This is a genomic window from Cetobacterium sp. NK01 (assembly GCF_024506395.1).
GTDB classification, from domain to species: Bacteria; Fusobacteriota; Fusobacteriia; order Fusobacteriales; family Fusobacteriaceae; genus Cetobacterium_A; species Cetobacterium_A somerae_A.
In genome coordinates this window covers 47,737-65,419 of sequence record NZ_JANIBO010000006.1, presented here as the reverse complement: position 1 = coordinate 65,419, position 17,683 = coordinate 47,737, and the positions used below count along the sequence as shown (strand labels likewise).

Below are 17,683 nucleotides of genomic sequence, written 5' to 3'. Positions count from 1 at the left end.
TAATACTTCTCTTGGGAAAAGTTCAAGTTGATATTCCTCGAGATAAGGGAAGGTCAATTTGAACCAACAATTGTTCCCAAATATTCTAGAGATATTCTGATATTGAAGATAAAATTATCTCTATGTATGGGCGTGGAATGACTATTTCTGAGATTAATGCTCATCTTGAAGAGATTTATGGATTGACGTTCTCAGCGTCGCAGATTAGTAGAATTACTGATAAGGTTTTGAAGAGATAGATACTTGGAAATAGGCCATTACAAAAATGTTATCCTTTTGTTTCATGGATGCAATACATGGTAAAGTTTCAAATAGAGCAAGTTGTAGACGAATTAAGATCTAGAGGGGTTGAGGATATTTTTACTGTGTCTATTGATGGTTTAAAAGGATTTGGTGACGCAATCTCAACTATTTTTCCAGAGGCTCAAATACAACGTTGTATGGTACATCAAATTAGAAATACATTAAGATTTATGAATTATCAAGATAGAAAAAGCTACGCCCAACAACTTAAAAATATTTACAATGTTACTAATGCGGAATCAGCATTTCAAGCTTTGGAAGCTTTGAAAATGACCTTCCTGAATTTGCGCCAGCTCTTAGAAGTTGGTATACTAATTGGAATGAGTTATCGCTTTTTTTTCAACTTTCCTATGGAAATTAGAAAGATGATCTATACAACAAATATAATTGAAAGTTTAAATAGCCAATTTAGAAAAGTTAGTAATTCTAGATCTATTTACCCTAGTGAAGATGCTTTATTAAAGATTCTTTATCTTTCTAGTAAAAATATTATGAAAAAATGGAATCAAAAAATTAGAGGTTGGGAAGGAATCTTAAGAATGTTATCAATAGAGTATGAAGGTCGTTTAGAGAAATATTTGAAATAAAAAAAGCTATCTTATCAATAAGTACCTTTAAAAGTACCCAAGTTAAGATAGCCTATTTGGACATTTAAAATTTGATAGCTAAGAAGTTAATTTACACTAAATTTGGTATACTCCCTCTTTATGTTGTAGCATAGTTCCCCATTACTATGCAAAAAAAAGTATCCAGTCTCTTTCTTATTTTCCTATTAAAGGAAATCCAAGTTGGGATGTTGTAGTTAGTTATAAAAAAGGAACTTACTTGTCAAAGGCCTGTAAAACTTTTATTGAATTAACTAAGACATATTTTAATTTTACACTTGATATTTAAAACTTAACTCTGAAATAATATATAAATTAAATATATTTATCTATTCAATATACAAAAAAAGTTGCAGCTTTAAGCTGCAACTTTTTTAATAATCAAACTGTCTATAATATCTTCTAATATCTAGAGAGTGTTTTGTATTATCTTCAAAATGAAACGCCAATCGATCAACCAAAACTGTTGATGCAATTGTTGGTGCTATTATCCAACGATATTTTTCATCTATTCCGTTTAATTTAAAATCTAATGTATCAATAATACTTAATTTTTTTGTATATTTCTTCAAAAACTTTTCAGCTCTATCATCTAAAACTCTTGTTTTTCCAGAACCTTTAACTAAAAATACACAAGTATCTTCCTCTACTATTTCTAAAGTTCCATGGAAAAATTCTGAACTTGTAACAGACTTTGTTTTTAACCATTGCATCTCTTCTAACAAACACATTGAGAATAGATACGTCTCACCCCACACTTCACCACCACCAATCCAAATCATATATGGCTCTTTATAATACTGTTTTGCCATTTCTTTTGCTTGAGGATCAAATTGTAATTTTGCCTCTAATAAATTTTCTGGTAGTAATAATAACTGATTTCCAAAATCATTATAATCTAAAAACTCTCCTCTATTTGACAAAATTTTAAAAAATAACCAAAATAATAGCATATACTCATACTCTACACCATTTTCATGTCTCATTGGAATTACATAATTAGAATTTTTAGCTAAAGGAGATTCTAAATTTTTTGTACAAGATATAACTCTTATCCCCATCTCTTTATATTTTTTAGCCATTTCAACTGTTTCTTTTGTATCTCCTGATTTTGACAAAGTTATTATTAATGATTTTTCTGTTAAAGCCTTATGTCCTCTTACAATTAACTCCGCTGCTTGTTCTACATAAACAGGTAGTTCTGTAAGTTGCTTTGCAATCTCTCCCATTGCCATTAAAGGTGCTAAACTACCACCAACTGCTGTAAAGAATATATTTGAAAATCCATCTTTTGTAACTATATTAGCAATTTCTTCTGCTATTGGTTTAGCCTCCCCTATTAGTTTAGCACTATTTCTATACTCCTCCTCTTTAAATTTTAACATTTCAGAATATTTTGACATAATTACCCTCCATTTATATTTATATTTTACTTTTTAAAACTAAATCAAAATCTGTAAAAATCTTTTTTTCTACATTAATTTTCTTTTCTTGAGCTATTTTATAGCTTAATATTTGAATTGGAATAATATATAACAAAGTTAAAAAATTTGGATTTACATCTTTTGATACATTCAAATTTATTGTTTGATTATCTTTATTCTTACTATTTGTTATAATTGTTGAAAATCCAATATAGTTTTCCATATATTTTTTTAAAGTATGTAATCTTTTTGACAATGTAATATTTAAGTCTAAATCTAAATAAAATATGGCATTTGAATTATTAGCTTCTAAATATGGTCCATGCATGTATGCTTCAAGTTCATGACCTGTTGATGGACATCTAACTACTTCTGTAAATTTAGTTTCGAACTCTTTTGTAATACCATAATTTGCCCCATAACCTAAACATATAAATCTATTTATCTCTCTTAAAATTTCTTTATTTTTTTCAAAGTATAAATTAGTATTTTCAATAACTGTGTTTATATTGCCAATCAAATATTCCAACTCTTCAAAATATTTAAAATGTTGATTTTTTAAATTTATTCCCAATAAGAATAAATTTAAAACAGTTCCACTAAAACCTTTAGTTACAAATCCTACATTTTCTATACCTATATTTAAATCTAAAATATATTGTGAATATTTTGTTATTGGACTTTCTAAGTTGTTTGTTACTATTATTACTGGTTTTTTTAATACTTCAGCTATTTTTTTAGTAGCATTTATTGTTGAAGTGCTTTTTCCACTTTGAGATATTACAATAATCAAATCTAAATCTAAATCTATTTTTTCATAATCATAATAAATAGATGGTTCCTCTATAAAAACTTTAGCTTCTAATATATCTTGTAAAAAATATTTGACTGTAATTGCCGCATTAATAGAAGAACCTGTAGCTAAAATTAAAATTCTTTTAATTTTATAGTCTTTTAAATCTTTTAAAATATGTTTATTTTTATCTTGAAAATTTAATAAAATATTTGTTAAAGTATTCTTTTCATCATGTATATTGCTTAACATAGTTTCCATAAATGTACCTCTTAAAAGAACCCAACTAAAGTTCCAAAAATTCCAAATATTGCCATTCCTAAAAGTATTGTTATTGGTTTAACATTTTTATTTAATAAATAATACACAATACCAAACATTCCTAATTTTAAAATACCAGGCATTATATCATCTAAAATACTTTGGACTTCTATTGTTGAACCTCCAGCTTTAAAAGCTAATGGTGTTGAAATATCTACCATTCTTGCTGTCATTCCTCCAATAACAATTAATCCTAATATAGTTGCTCCGTAAGTAACTTTCTCAACTGCTCCTGATTTTTCAAGTTTAGTTAAAAAGTCTACCCCCAATTTATACCCTAACTTTATAAAAAGATATCTTATAATTATATGTGGAATATTAAATACCAATAGAAATAGAATTGGACCTAATATATTTCCTTGTAATGAAAGAGCTGTTCCTATTCCTGTAGCAATTAATCTTAAAGTTCCCCAAAAGAAAGAATCTCCTATCCCTGATAATGGACCCATTAATGCTGTTTTTATTCCATTTATTGAGTTTTCATCAAATTTTCCATCTTTTTTATTTTCCTCTTCAAGAACTACTGATATTCCTAACATTAAAGTTACAATCCAAGGAGTCATATTAAAAAACTCTAGATGACGTTTCAAAGCTTTTTTTAATTCTAAATGATTATTTGTATATATTTTTTTTAATATTGGTGCTATTGCATATGCATATGCTAAGTTCATTTGTCTTTCATAATTCCATGAGAATTCCATTTGAAAAGATCTCCAAAATATCTTATTCAAATCTTTTTGCGTAATATCTTTCTCATCTTTTTTATTAGAAATCATCATCACCATCTCCTTTCTCACTTAAGTTTCCACTTTCTACTAACTGTCTTTGTGACATTGGATTTACTGTTATTAATGCTATTAAAGCACCAAATATTGCAATTCCTGTCAATGGGATTTCTGTATAAATTGCAATGGCAAAGCCAACGAAAAAATATGGTAAAACTTTTTTATTTATAAGAAGTTTTGCTAACATTGCAAATCCAAGAGTTGGAATTAATCCAGTTGTTATTGCTAACCCTTTATGAATAAATTCTGGTATTGCCTGTAAAACCAAAGATACTGCATTACTTCCTAATAAATATGAAAAGAATACTATTATCGCCAACATCAAAGATAAACCAAATCCAGATATTAAATGCATACGCTCTATTCCTTTTATATTACACTCATCTGCATATTCATCAGCTTTGTGACCTAATATTGGTATAACAACTCCTAGATACGCATTTTTTAAAATTAAAGTAAATGTTGCAATTGGTAAAGCCAGTAATAAAGCTGTCTCTGCACCAGCACCTGAAGATATTGCAAAGGCAACTCCTAATATTCCTCCAGTTACTACATCTGGTGGAATTGCTCCTCCAATAGCAAAAGATCCAATAAAAGCTAACTCCAATGTAGCTCCCATTATCAATCCCATTTTTAAATCTCCCATTACTAACCCAGTTAAAAATCCAGTTACTATTGGTCTTGATATTAAGCTTGTTCCTAAGGCATAATCACATTGAGCTATAAAAGCTACTAATGCTAATAAAAATGCTTGCATCATATCTATCCTCCCCTTTTCTATCTATATAAAACTTTATTATCATTAGCTACTTGTCTAATTTCAATCTCAATCCCCAAACTTTGAAGTTCTTTTAAAAGGTTTTCTTCTTCTTCTAATAGATTTACTGCTTTTGATATATTTCTGCTATTTTCTCTCGCTTTAACTCCTCCTAGATTTATTTGTTTTATGTTACCTACCTCACTGGCTATTTTATAAGCATCCTCAACAGATTCTACAACTATAAAAAGTTTATATTTATCTGTAACACCAGATTTTAAAGCTTGTATTGAGTCCTCTATATTTTTTATTACTAATTTTACTTCTTGTGGTTTTGCTAACTTCATTGTTGTTTTTCTTAATTCATCATTTACTACACTGTCATTAGCTATCAATATACAATCTGCTCCTAAATTTTGTATCCATGAAAATGCAACTTGTCCATGTAACAATCTATGATCTACCCTTAATAAAAGAATCATAACACTCCTCCATTTTTAGAACTCTTGGTCCTCTTCTATTTTTTTTTCTAGCTCATCATTACAATAAATTAAAGAATTACTACATTCTTCTATACTTTCACGTATCAATTCCTTTATATTGTCATAATCATTTTGTTTTTCTATTAATGTTAAAATTAATGGTAAATTTACTCCTGAAACAATATTTAAATTTTTATAGTTAGATATATTTTCTAAAAACTCATTATTTACACTTCCTCCAAATATATCTGTTAAAACAATTAACTCTTCTTTCGGATATTTTTTTTATAATAAATTCAACTTCTTCTTTTAAATTAAAATTTTGAGTTATATAACAATTTAATATTTCTAAATTATCAATATTTCCAATAATTAATTCGATAGATGTTTTTATTCCTTCTGCAAATTTTCCATGAGTTGCAACTATAAATTGAATCATTTTATCCCTCCTTTTTTTATTGTTATTATTGATATACCTTTTTTAATTTTTTTAGTCAAATTTTTCATATTTTTTGTTTATTTCTCTAGATTATTCGATATTAATGAGGTATTATATTACTGTAAAATCAATGTTTTTTTATATACTCACGTTTTTTTATATATAATTTTTTCGTTTACTTTAATCTATTTTTTTAACAAAAGGAGATACTATAATGAAAAAAAATCTAATTATTGAAAAAAATTTTACACATTACTCATTTATGAATAGCAAGGTAACTTTTTCAAAACGATTTTCTAAAAATGATATATTGCTCAAAGAGTATATAATAAAAGAAATAATTGAAAAGGATTTAAGAAAAATAACTTTAACAAAATCAAAATTTTTAAAAATTTTGAATTTAAGTCAATTTGATACTATCGATTCTTTTTTAACTAAATTTACCTCTAAACGAATTAACATAACTTATGAAAAATCTGAACTTAACTCTTTTGAATTATCTTTATGTATCATATCTTCATACTTAAAAAATAATGATACCTATGAATTAAATATTAACAATGATTTTTATAAAATTTTTAATACTGAAAAAAATGATTTTAAACTTTTTCAATTAAATATACTTTTAAGTTTTAATTCATCTTATTCAAGAAATTTATTTCTTTTTATTAAAACTATGTATAATAATTCCACTATAGATATTTCTCTAGAAAATCTTAAAAATATAATTGACTTTGAAAATAAGTATTCTCGATTTTATGATCTTGAAAATAGTATCTTAATCCCAGCTTTAAAAGAGATTGAAACCTTTACTGGCTATAAAATTGAATATCACAAAATTAAGAAAAATTTATGTAATAATAGTAAAGTGATTGGAATAAAATTTATAATTATTAGTACTCCTGAAACTATCAAAGAAAAAAATTTAAGTGCTCTTTTTAATTTAATTAAACCTTATTCTGAGAACACTACATATTTAAACCAATTAATTGAAAAATATTATGAATCTAAAAGTTATGAATATTTAAAAAATAATATTTATTATTCTTTTATTCATAATAACGGTAATTTTGATAAATTTTTAATAGAGTCTATAAAATACAACTATGTTCAAACTAAACATAATACAAAACTTAAAACTTATTCTGAGAAATATAGACTTATAAGTAATACAAAAATCAAAATTAATGATTTTAATATGTTTAAAAATACTCTTTTTAAAGAAATTGACAATGTCAATTTATCTCACGCTTATTTAGTTTCTAACTTTTTTAAAGTTTTGAACTCTGATAATCTAAAAGCAAACGATGACTCACCATATAGTAAATTTATTAATAATCTTAATAAGAATAAAACAAGTTTTTATGAAGACAATAAAATTATTATTTTAGCTGAGTTTAACGCTAGTTACTTTAAAAGTTGGATATCTATTTTTTTTAAAGAGTAATACGAGGGTTTCCCAAATTTAGTGTAAATTGTAAAAATTGAATATATATATTTTACCTTCTTGGCTATTAATTTGTATAATTAAATTAATAACTGAGGAGGTTTTTTTATGGCTAGAAAAAATTCAGAAGTAAATCCACTTGTTAAACAATTAATTGAAGAAAACAAGATTAAATCTGCTAATGATGCCCAAGATTTTATGAAAAGTATGTTTAAAGATATGGTTAATATCTTGATGCAAGCTGAATTTGATGAATCTATTGGATATGACAAATACGACAGAGAATCAAGCGCCAACACTACCAACAGTAGAAATGGATACAATTCTAAGCAAGTTAATACTTCTCTTGGAAAAGTTCAAGTTGATATTCCTAGAGATAGGGAAGGTCAATTTGAACCAACAATTGTTCCCAAATATTCTAGAGATATTTCTGATATTGAAGATAAAATTATCTCTATGTATGGGCGTGGAATGACTATTTCTGAGATTAATGCTCATCTTGAAGAGATTTATGGATTGACGTTCTCAGCGTCGCAGATTAGTAGAATTACTGATAAGGTTTTTGAAGAGATAGATACTTGGAAAAATAGGCCATTACAAAAATGTTATCCTTTTGTTTTCATGGATGCAATACATTTCAATATTAAAAGTAATGGTAAAGTTTCAAATAGAGCTGCATATGTTGTTTTAGGAATAGACCTAGAAGGAAAAAAGGATATTTTGAGTATTGTAATAGGAGAGAATGAAAGTTCTAAATTTTGGTTAAAAGTTGTAGACGAATTAAGATCTAGAGGGGTTGAGGATATTTTTACTGTGTCTATTGATGGTTTAAAAGGATTTGGTGACGCAATCTCAACTATTTTTCCAGAGGCTCAAATACAACGTTGTATGGTACATCAAATTAGAAATACATTAAGATTTATGAATTATCAAGATAGAAAAAGCTACGCCCAACAACTTAAAAATATTTACAATGTTACTAATGCGGAATCAGCATTTCAAGCTTTGGAAGCTTTGAAAAATGACCTTCCTGAATTTGCGCCAGCTCTTAGAAGTTGGTATACTAATTGGAATGAGTTATCGCTTTTTTTCAACTTTCCTATGGAAATTAGAAAGATGATTTATACAACTAATATAATTGAAAGTTTAAATAGCCAATTTAGAAAAGTTAGTAATTCTAGATCTATTTACCCTAGTGAAGATGCTTTATTAAAGATTCTTTATCTTTCTAGTAAAAATATTATGAAAAAATGGAATCAAAAAATTAGAGGTTGGGAAGGAATTTTAAGAATGTTATCAATAGAGTATGAAGGTCGTTTAGAGAAATATTTGAAATAAAAAAAGCTATCTTATCAATAGGTACTTTTAAAAGTACCCAAGTTAAGATAGCCTATTTGGACATTTAAAATTTGATAGCTAAGAAGTTAATTTACACTAAATTTGGTATACTCCCCTTCATAGGCTCTTATAATGCATTTTACAAAGCCGTTTTTATTTATATTTTTCTAAAAACTCTACTATTGCTAAATTTAGCAAACTTGTTTTCGAATATCTCTTTTGATCAGCAACAAATTTATTGAACCTCTCTTCTATAGCCTTTGAGAGTCTAACTGTTGAAACTTTAACATCTTCTAACTTCACAAACTCATCTGGAACATATAATATATTTATATCATCTTTATCACATACTTTATCCTTCTTCAAAAGCTCTAACAAACTATCAGCATTATCCAACAAACTCTTTAGCTTTTCAAGGTCTTTAGTTGTTGGTATAAACTCTATTTGATTTTCTATCCCTTCATGCTGTATAGTTACTTCTAGGTTTTCTCTAACTAAATGATTCCCAAACTTTTCTATCCATTCTTTATAAGATTTAGGACTGCTTCTAAACTTTGTTTTTATAATTTCTTTTTCTTCAACCCCATTGTTAATCATTTCTTGAATCTCATTTATTTTTTTTCTCGTAGCTGGTTGCATTGTTGACGGTCCCCCTTAATGATATAGTCTAGCTATAATATATCATAGTTACAGGCAATAATTCCAATACTTTTCGAAGTAGTATACTATTAACATAACTGAATTACACACAATCTTTTTTCTAAGGGTTTTCGAATGTTTTCTTCTTTTAGTAAAAATTCATATACTACCCTTAGGATATAATACTACTATATCTAGATTTTTCAATACATTTCAGTGTAGTATACGATTCATACATTTGCGTTATACCGTAGCATTCATTTCTTTTAATATTTTGTTTACTCTGTTATTTAGTAACATACCTCTTAGTTTATTGCCGTTTTTATCCAAAAGTTTCTCTTTAGGAATATCCTCAACTGTATATATTTTTGTCTGCTCTAATTTAGGTTGTTCAAACTCTACAATTTCATATTTAGATTTATTAGCTATATCAAAACCTTTTTTATAAACGGATTATGTGTTTCTCTATTTTCTTCCAGGTATTTTTTATATAATTCTTCATAGTCAGCTTTAGATATTTTAATTTTATCTATTTTTTCTACTTGATTTACTAATTTATTTTCTTTTCTCTCTTGGCTTTGATCTTGATATTCTTTCAAATCCTTTTCCCCTAAGAATTGCTTTTTCTTTATAACTGAATTTTGTTCAACTTGCTTTTTCTTTTTAGCTTTCCAGGTGAAAACTAACGTTTCAACATTTCTTCCTTTTTTCAATTCTTTAAGTTCTAATCTTTCAAAGTTTTTTCCCAATTCTTCTAAACAAGGTTTAAAAATCTTTTGCCTTATATTTTTCATCAAATAAGTGTTAGGAATGCCCATTATTTCTCTAAACTCATTTATTTTTACAATATATTCTCCTGTACTCTCCCATTGTTTTAATAGTCTAAACAATGTTTTAGGATATATTCCTTTTAAACTCACAAGCTCTCTTAAATCAAACATTGTAAAATTTTTTACTAAATCATCTATCATATATTTAAATATTTCATTTACTGAAAAGACTATACTTTTATCCTTTGGTTTTATTGTTATAACATCAAACAACCCAAAAATAACTATGTCCCCATTTGGTAATTCTATCTCTTGATTTAATTCTTTTAATTTTCTTGATACTCCTCTTATATAATTAGTTAGTCTAGCTTGGTTTTGTTCTTCTTGTATTAACTCTTTAATTTCAGAGTAAGATATTATTATATCTTTAGTTTTTTCATCTCTAGACTTTAATAATAGACTAAAAAATACATCTAATTCTTTTGTTGTAAAATTCCCCAACTTCAATTTATTAATATCATTATGATATTTAATTAAGTCCATTCGCTCCCCCTTTTTACAATTTACTTTAATAGTAGTCATTAGGTTACCTTTCTTATATGAAAATATTTATCAATCAAAGAATAGCACCTTGAAAGGTAACTTGTCAATTACTAAATATACCTTTAGTAGTCATTAGGTTACCTTATAGTAGTCATTAGGTTACCTTATATTAGTCATTAGGTTACCTTATAGTAGTCATTAGGTTACCTTATACCATCTCAACTTCCTCTATAATTGATGTAAATCGACACTATTAAAAGTATTTAAAAATATTTAAAAGTATTTAAAAGAAAAATTTTTTAATTTCATGTAAATAAAAACCTAATTTAAATTTCCCAAATTGTAATAAGATATTTTTATATAAAAATTTAAGTTTTTTGAAATTATAGAAACTTCAATCTAAATCTTGTTTTAAAATCCATTTAAACGAGCTTATATACCTTTAAAATCGATTATAAACGCAATTACGATTAAAAATTACTTATACACATTTGTACATAGGTTAAAATTGATTATAAACTGAAAAGCTATATTTCAATTTCAAAAAAATTGCGGCATGTTAGTTTAATTGCTGATTTAAATTGAGAGAAATGGCTTAAAAAGTATTGTATTTATTGATTTTATAAACCCTTCTTCGCATTTGGCTACCATCTTTACTTGCAATTAAACTAACATGCCGTTCTTCAAATCAGACAAAGTATCAACAGCAGTGTTTCTGAATACAGCTCTACCGTTTACTATGCTTCTACCTTTTGCAAGACCTTGTGCATTAGTAGCAGACATAGTATTGATTTCCTTAACGTCTAACTGTAGCGAGAATTGTAACATTCTTAGCATACCAACTTTATATGCTACCCAGTCACCATCTAATCTAACAGTTTGTCTATTGGGACCAGTTACTTGCTGTCCGCCTTTGTAACCAGCAACGTCGCTCATATATCCTCTTCTGAAAAGCACATATGTTTTAACGTCTAAACCACTTATCGTATAATCGAAAAAGTTTTCCATATTGTCTCCTTTGTTAAAAAAAGAGGTGCTGAACCCAGCCAACACCTACTTTTCAAATATTATAATTTTGCTAATCCACCAGAGAACTCAGCAGTTTTGAATTTCTTAGTATCTACTACTTTGAACTTAACTGATAAGAATCCTTTAGAATCTAATTTAGACATGTCAGCTAAGAACTCAAACTTAGATATGATAGCGTCAGCTAGAGGTAATTCATTCTTGAAGATGTCTCTCATTTCATCTTCGAATAGAACCTTTTGCTCTTTCTGAGGGAACTTCTTACCTTTCTTCGAGTTAGCAACTTCTCTTAATCTCTTCAGGAAGTACAGTACACAACCGATTTGCGATCTTTCTTTGAAGTCAGAGTCGATTCTTGTCATTAGAGGACAATCAACAACTATTCCTTTTCCAGATACAGGATCAACATTAACAACAGTGAATCTGTTAGCTAATAAGATTCTTTGAGCTTCTCCAGGGAAGTTAATATCACACGCACCAGGTAATTCTTGTGCAACTGGCGATCTATCTTTCTCACCGTATGCTTTAACAGCAAATACAGCAGCAGTGTAAGAACCAGTTCTATCTTTAGAATCAACATTTGCGATCATAACATCAAATCCGTTTAAGTCGAACATTGCAGTATCAATCATTGTATCTAAAGTTATCATAGTTTTTCCTAAAACAATTTTAGCAGATAAAACTCTAGCTTTTAACACAACAGCTTTAACACCAACATAAGTTCTTAACTCAACGTTCATACCAGTTCTGAAAGCATCAGTGTACTCAACAAATAACTTGTCAGTGAATGGTTTTACTTCTCCAGCTCCACCGTTAGTTCTTTCATAATCGAAAACTCTAACTTGAGGGAAGTTAGAAACTCCACCAATACCATTAACTTTTTGAGAACCTACTACAACCGATAAGAACATTCCTAAGTCAATCTCTTTAGATGCAGATAGTCTCTTTTTAAATCCTCTTTTGAATTTAGGTAACTCAACTAAAGCATTTGCATATTTGATTAACTCTTCTGGATCGTTAGACTCAGGTGGCTTAACTCCCCAAACGATTAATGTTTCTGATAAGTTCTTAGTTAATTCTTGTGCGAACTCTAATGATTTCATAATTGGCTCTGCACCTTCAGGAACAAAGTTGATTATTTAAAAATCACGTGAATTGCATGAATTAGAGATGTAATTGAGCATTTTATCATGAAAAAATATGAGGTAGACGGTTCGTCTCATGATAAGATTTTTTTTGAAGAAAAATCAAAGATATGAATTAAAGCTTTTGAAATTGAAAATAAGATGGGTATTAATTTCAGGTGTAAAAATATAGCTAAAAACGGCTGGACTATTGTTAAAATTAAAACTGTAAGGTTTAGAGACGTTTAAAACTATAGTTTAGAATTGATTAGAAATATAAATTGAATTTTAATGAATAAGATGAGACGGTTCGTCTACTTTTGTGATCAATTGTTGATGAAATATAGTCCAATTAAATTTTATACAAACGAGTAACATTTGTTGTATAATAAAACCAACTGAAACTTTTAATATTTTAAATTTAAACTACTCACTAAGAAAAGAGGCCAACCGCAAGGAAGACCTCTTTTTTTAACTTAAATATTACTCTCTTCACACATTACCTTAGCTTGTTTTAACACAAGTTCTGTTGCATCCTCTGTATCTTCTGGAGGATAACCAAATTTTTTAAGAAGTCTTCTTATAGATCTTCTCATTTGAGCTTGTACACTCTCTTTATCATACCAATCTATAGTCATACTTTTCTTAATAGTCTCTGTCAGCTCTTTTGTTATCTGTACCAGTATATCGTCACCTAACATCTCTTTTACTTTTTCATCACGAGTTAAAGCATCATAGAAAGCTACCTCATCCTCTGTTAAACCAAGTGAATCTCCCTCTTTATGAGTCTCCATAAACTCCTTAGCCATCTTTATAAGTTCTTCCATTATCTCTAAACTTGTTAAAGCCTTATTTCTATAAGAACTCATAGCCTTTTGAAGTCTTTCTGAGAACTTCTCAGCTACTACTAGATTTTTTCTACTAGAGTATTTAATCTTACCCTCTATTAGCTTTCTTAACATCTCAACAGCTAAGTTTTTATACTTTATCTTCTCAACCTCTTTTAAAAACTCATCTGAAAGAATAGATATATCTGGATTATCAAGTCCTAACTCTGAATAAACATCTATAACATCTTCAGATATAATTGTCTTAGCCATAAGTGAAGCTATTTTTTCATTTATCTGAGCCTGAGTTAGTTTTTTAGGATTATCTTTATCCTCAGTTTCTAATTTAATAACACTAGCTTTAACAGCTTTAAAGTAACTTATCTCCTCATTTAAAGCCTGTCCATCACGAGTTGTTATACATAGAGAATGAGCCTTAGCCAGTGCTAAAACATTATCAATAAATCTTTTCTTAATTCCAGGTTCATCATTTTCAAAACCTAAGATGTAATCCATCCCCTCTATAATAATTCTAGCACGCTCTAAAGCACTATCACTTTTATATTTTGAATAATCAAAGTGATGGAATATCTCTTTTACAATCTCATAGTGTTCAATCATAAGTGCCACAGCTTTTTCTGTATCTACTCCTGTTGTCTTTTGATCGTTTGCTGTATATTGTCTTAGTGCTTTTTTAAGTGCATCTCCTATTCCAATATAGTCTACAACTAAGCCACCACTTTTATCTTTGTATACTCTATTTACCCTTGCAATAGCTTGCATTAAGTTATGCCCTACCATAGGTTTATCAATATACATAGTATGCATTGATGGAACGTCAAACCCTGTTAGCCACATATCACGAACTATAACAATCTCTAACTCATCACTGTCATCTTTCATTCTATTAGCGAGCTCTTCTCTTTCCTGTTTTGTTGTAAAGTGTTGCTTAAACTCCATAGGGTCTTTACTAATATCACTTGTCATAACAACTTTTATTTTACCTTTAGCTTTATCTTCATTGTGCCACTCTGGTCTTAAACTTACAATCTCATTATATAAATCCACACATATTTTACGAGACATAGCTACTATCATACATTTTCCAAAAGAGTTATTTTTTCATCTCCCAGTGTTCTATGAAATCCTGAGCCAAAGTTCTTATTCTATTTTGAGAACCAATAATAGCTTCCATTTTTGTAATATCTTTTTTGGTACGTTCAACAGTCATTTCTTCTTGACCTTCCATAATCTCTTCAAAGTCACCATCAAGTTCAGATAAAACAGGATATGGAATGTCTAGCTTTATAAATCTATTTTCATAATAGATTTTAACAGTAGCTCCATCTTCAACAGCTCTTGTCATATCGTAAGTATCTATATAGTCACCAAATACAGCAGTTGTAGATTTATCATCAAAGTCTATAGGAGTTCCTGTAAATCCAATATAGTTTGCATTGGGAAGTGCATCACGAATATGTTTAGCATACCCGTATTTACTGTTTCCATCTGCATCCATTTTAGCATCTAATCCATACTGCGATCTATGAGCCTCATCGGCTATAATATATATGTCATTTCTAGTACTAATAGCTTCTACAACTTCTCCAGCTTTAGGAGCAAACTTCTGAATTGTAGAGAATATTATTCCACCACTACTTACATTTAGTAGTTCTTTTAATCTATCTTTATCATCTGCTTGTTTTGGTGTCTCTATTAGATAACTTTGAGCTTTTGAGAACGTTCCGAAAAGTTGATTGTCCAAATCATTTCTATCAGTTAAAACTATAACTGTTGGATTGTTAAACTTTTTCATAAGTTGCCCTGTATAAAATGTCATAGTTAGAGATTTTCCACTACCTTGAGTATGCCAAACAACACCGATTTTTCCATCATTGCTACGAGCATCTGCTGTCTTTTCCAGTGCTTTTTTTATGGCAAAGAACTGGTGATACTGAGCTAATATCTTTATTTTTTCGTTTTTACTTTGAAGAAACAGGATATAGTCATGAGTTAATTCTAATACTCTTTCCTTAGATAACATTCCACGAGTTAAAACTTCCATCATTAAAGAGTTTGTATCTGCTATTGTAATTCCATCAATACTTCTAAAGCTCATGTATCTTTCTTCACTTGATGATATAGTTCCAGCTTTTGCATTAACTCCATCACTTATAACGATAAAAGAGTTATATTTAAAAAGATCTGTAATCTCATATTTGTATCTTTCAATTTGAGTATATGCTTCTTTTATACCTACGTTGTCATTACTTAGAGATTTTAACTCTATAACTACAAGAGGTAATCCATTGATAAATAGTATTATATCTGGTCTACGTTTAGTGTTTCCCACTATTGTAAATTGATTTATAGCTTGAAACTCATTTTTTTTAATATTTTTAAAATCTATTAAATATACTTTTCCACCAGAACGTTTGTTCCCATCTTTGTCTTTATACTCTCCTACATCCACTCCATTGACTAGCATACTATGAAACTCTTCATTACTCTTAATCAAGTTAGGATATGAAAGCTGTTTTACTTTTCTAATAGCTTCCTCTTTAGTAGAGGTTGGCATATCTTTATTTATGTTATAAACTGCTTCTCTTAAATTCTCTTCTAATACTACTGAATGGTAGTCATCTCTTTCTAATTTTCTACCATCAATACATTCCCATCCCAAATCTTCCAATATTTCAAGATAGGCTGCTTCTAATTCGTCCTCTGTAAAATTCATTGCTACCCCCTAATCATTAAAAATACTTTCTAATATTAGAAGTCTATATTTTCTAATATTTTATTCATAACTTCGTTAAAAAATTCGATTGTTTCATTATTTTTTTCTATTTTTTCAATATATTTTATATCAAAGCTTAGTTTGATAAGGTTTCCTACACAAATATTTACAAAGTTTCTATTTGAGTCTTCAAAATTTTCTTTAAATTGTGTTAAAAACGATTTTTTATCTACTACATATTTAGATATGTTATCTTTTAAATTTTCCCACTTTTCCTTATTATCTTTATAAGTAATTCCACTTATTTCATAATATATTTTGGCTATATCATCTCTAGATTCAAAATCTTCCCAAAAGATACCTTTTCCCATAATATGACCAAAACGTATATATTGATGTGTTGAAACATTATAATTCTCATCAAGTTTTAAATCTTTTACATTTAAATTATTTTTTAGGTTGTGTTCTACTTTTTTCAAGTTAAAATTTTTCTTGTATAAGGTTCTTGCTTGAGAATTACTATCACCAGGCCAAATATTTAAACTTATTTGATTTCCTTCTACATATATTTTAAATCTCTCTGCAATACGGGAATCTTTTAATTTTATAAAATCTAATTCTTCTTCAAAATCTTTTCCATGAAGACTTTGATTAATCTCTTTTTCGATTTGCTTTACTCTTCGCTCTATTCTCTCTAAAGAATGTTTTTCTGAAATTGGAACTACTGGGAGTAATTCAGGATAATTACCTTCTATAAAGTGATTAAATTCATTCAAAAATATATTGTGTGAATTTAATTTTTTATTAAATTTCTCCATAGAAATAGCAGCATTTAACAAGTCTCTCCAAACTAAAGAAACATAGTTCCACTTTTTCTCTTTATTACCCCACTTAAGGTTTTCCATTTGGTTATTAAGTTGAGCCCTTGGATCTTCATCGTGAGGCTTTACCTCTATAATAATCAAAACTTCTCCTATTTGAATAGATATATCTGTTATAGGTTCTCTTATTCGATTTTTTTCAGGAATATTTTCATTATAAAGTACAGTATTTAAAGTAGCTCCATAAATTTTTTCTATTCCTTCTTCTATATCAAAACTACTAGAAGTTCTTTGAGTATCTATTTGTATCTCGTCATCTAGTGATTTTTCTGTTAAATAGTTTCCTGTTATTTTATTTAAAAATATACTCAAAAATAATGGTTCTTTTTTTAGTAATATTAACAGTGCTCTTGTTAAATTATTTTCTCTTCCAGTGTATGAAAAAGGATTAAATATACTTAAATGTCTATTCATTAAATTATCCCCCCAAAATTAAAGCTAA

Annotated in this window: 17 protein-coding genes and 1 pseudogene; 4 read left to right on the top strand and 14 right to left on the bottom strand. The window is 28.0% G+C overall.

The window, feature by feature from the left end; genetic code table 11:
- Nucleotides 1-101 precede the first annotated feature (101 nt).
- Both NON08_RS14355 and NON08_RS14350 read left to right on the top strand, forming a co-directional pair.
- Nucleotides 102-239: a transposase gene (locus tag NON08_RS14355; RefSeq protein ID WP_256692294.1), complete on the top strand. Its 138-nt coding sequence runs from the start codon at nt 102-104 to the stop codon at nt 237-239.
- Between the two features lie 57 nt (nt 240-296).
- Entirely contained in the window at nt 297-890 is a 594-nt protein-coding gene (locus tag NON08_RS14350) for a transposase (RefSeq protein ID WP_256692290.1), read from the top strand.
- 392 nt (nt 891-1,282) lie between these two features.
- On the opposite strand, the gene NON08_RS14345 is transcribed toward NON08_RS14350, so the two are convergent.
- From NON08_RS14345 to NON08_RS14315, 7 genes and pseudogenes are all read right to left on the bottom strand, one after another.
- Nucleotides 1,283-2,311 carry an SIS domain-containing protein gene (locus NON08_RS14345; RefSeq protein WP_231549786.1) on the bottom strand — a complete coding sequence of 343 codons (1,029 nt, stop codon included), beginning with the start codon at nt 2,309-2,311 and terminating at the stop codon, nt 1,283-1,285.
- 19 nt (nt 2,312-2,330) lie between these two features.
- The gene (locus NON08_RS14340; RefSeq protein WP_256692289.1) at nt 2,331-3,386 is read right to left on the bottom strand and encodes an SIS domain-containing protein; all 1,056 of its coding nucleotides are present in this window, start codon (nt 3,384-3,386) and stop codon (nt 2,331-2,333) included.
- Between the two features lie 11 nt (nt 3,387-3,397).
- Complete coding sequence (locus NON08_RS14335; RefSeq protein ID WP_256692234.1) at nt 3,398-4,222, bottom strand: PTS system mannose/fructose/sorbose family transporter subunit IID; 825 nt, start codon at nt 4,220-4,222, stop codon at nt 3,398-3,400.
- On the bottom strand, nt 4,212-4,991 hold the full coding sequence (locus tag NON08_RS14330) for a PTS mannose/fructose/sorbose/N-acetylgalactosamine transporter subunit IIC (RefSeq protein ID WP_047396126.1): 780 nt from the start codon (nt 4,989-4,991) through the stop codon (nt 4,212-4,214). The genes NON08_RS14335 and NON08_RS14330 overlap by 11 nt, the downstream gene beginning before the upstream one ends.
- Before the next feature lie 17 nt (nt 4,992-5,008).
- Nucleotides 5,009-5,470 carry a PTS sugar transporter subunit IIB gene (locus tag NON08_RS14325; RefSeq protein ID WP_256692268.1) on the bottom strand — a complete coding sequence of 154 codons (462 nt, stop codon included), beginning with the start codon at nt 5,468-5,470 and terminating at the stop codon, nt 5,009-5,011.
- 159 nt (nt 5,471-5,629) lie between these two features.
- Nucleotides 5,630-5,716, bottom strand: a pseudogene (locus NON08_RS15085) (PTS mannose transporter subunit IIA); the annotation flags it as partial.
- Nucleotides 5,694-5,909, bottom strand: coding sequence for a hypothetical protein (locus tag NON08_RS14315; protein ID WP_256692288.1), 216 nt, complete (start codon nt 5,907-5,909; stop codon nt 5,694-5,696). The pseudogene NON08_RS15085 and the gene NON08_RS14315, both read right to left, overlap by 23 nt.
- A gap of 214 nt (nt 5,910-6,123) precedes the next feature.
- Between NON08_RS14315 and NON08_RS14310 the strand changes: the two genes are divergently transcribed.
- Nucleotides 6,124-7,356, top strand: a complete 1,233-nt coding sequence (locus NON08_RS14310; RefSeq protein WP_256692287.1) for a replication initiation protein — start codon at nt 6,124-6,126, stop codon at nt 7,354-7,356.
- A gap of 108 nt (nt 7,357-7,464) precedes the next feature.
- Nucleotides 7,465-8,694, top strand: a complete 1,230-nt coding sequence (locus NON08_RS14305) for an IS256 family transposase (RefSeq protein ID WP_256692286.1) — start codon at nt 7,465-7,467, stop codon at nt 8,692-8,694.
- Between the two features lie 153 nt (nt 8,695-8,847).
- Here the strand turns inward: NON08_RS14305 and NON08_RS14300 are convergent, their stop codons facing one another.
- The 7 genes from NON08_RS14300 to NON08_RS14270 form a co-directional block, all read right to left on the bottom strand.
- Nucleotides 8,848-9,333 (bottom strand): hypothetical protein, encoded by a 486-nt coding sequence (locus tag NON08_RS14300; protein ID WP_256692265.1) that lies wholly within the window; start codon nt 9,331-9,333, stop codon nt 8,848-8,850.
- Between the two features lie 425 nt (nt 9,334-9,758).
- On the bottom strand, nt 9,759-10,646 hold the full coding sequence (locus NON08_RS14295; RefSeq protein ID WP_256692285.1) for a replication initiation protein: 888 nt from the start codon (nt 10,644-10,646) through the stop codon (nt 9,759-9,761).
- Between the two features lie 663 nt (nt 10,647-11,309).
- On the bottom strand, nt 11,310-11,582 hold the full coding sequence (locus NON08_RS14290; RefSeq protein ID WP_256692263.1) for a hypothetical protein: 273 nt from the start codon (nt 11,580-11,582) through the stop codon (nt 11,310-11,312).
- Between the two features lie 131 nt (nt 11,583-11,713).
- The gene (locus NON08_RS14285; RefSeq protein ID WP_256692284.1) at nt 11,714-12,775 is read right to left on the bottom strand and encodes a hypothetical protein; all 1,062 of its coding nucleotides are present in this window, start codon (nt 12,773-12,775) and stop codon (nt 11,714-11,716) included.
- A 497-nt stretch (nt 12,776-13,272) separates the two neighbouring features.
- Complete coding sequence (locus tag NON08_RS14280; RefSeq protein ID WP_256692283.1) at nt 13,273-14,721, bottom strand: type I restriction enzyme endonuclease domain-containing protein; 1,449 nt, start codon at nt 14,719-14,721, stop codon at nt 13,273-13,275.
- Between the two features lie 16 nt (nt 14,722-14,737).
- Nucleotides 14,738-16,360, bottom strand: coding sequence for a type I restriction endonuclease subunit R (locus NON08_RS14275; protein WP_256692282.1), 1,623 nt, complete (start codon nt 16,358-16,360; stop codon nt 14,738-14,740).
- Nucleotides 16,361-16,395: 35 nt separating this feature from the next.
- Nucleotides 16,396-17,655: a hypothetical protein gene (locus NON08_RS14270; protein WP_256692281.1), complete on the bottom strand. Its 1,260-nt coding sequence runs from the start codon at nt 17,653-17,655 to the stop codon at nt 16,396-16,398.
- Between the last annotated feature and the right edge of the window lie 28 nt (nt 17,656-17,683).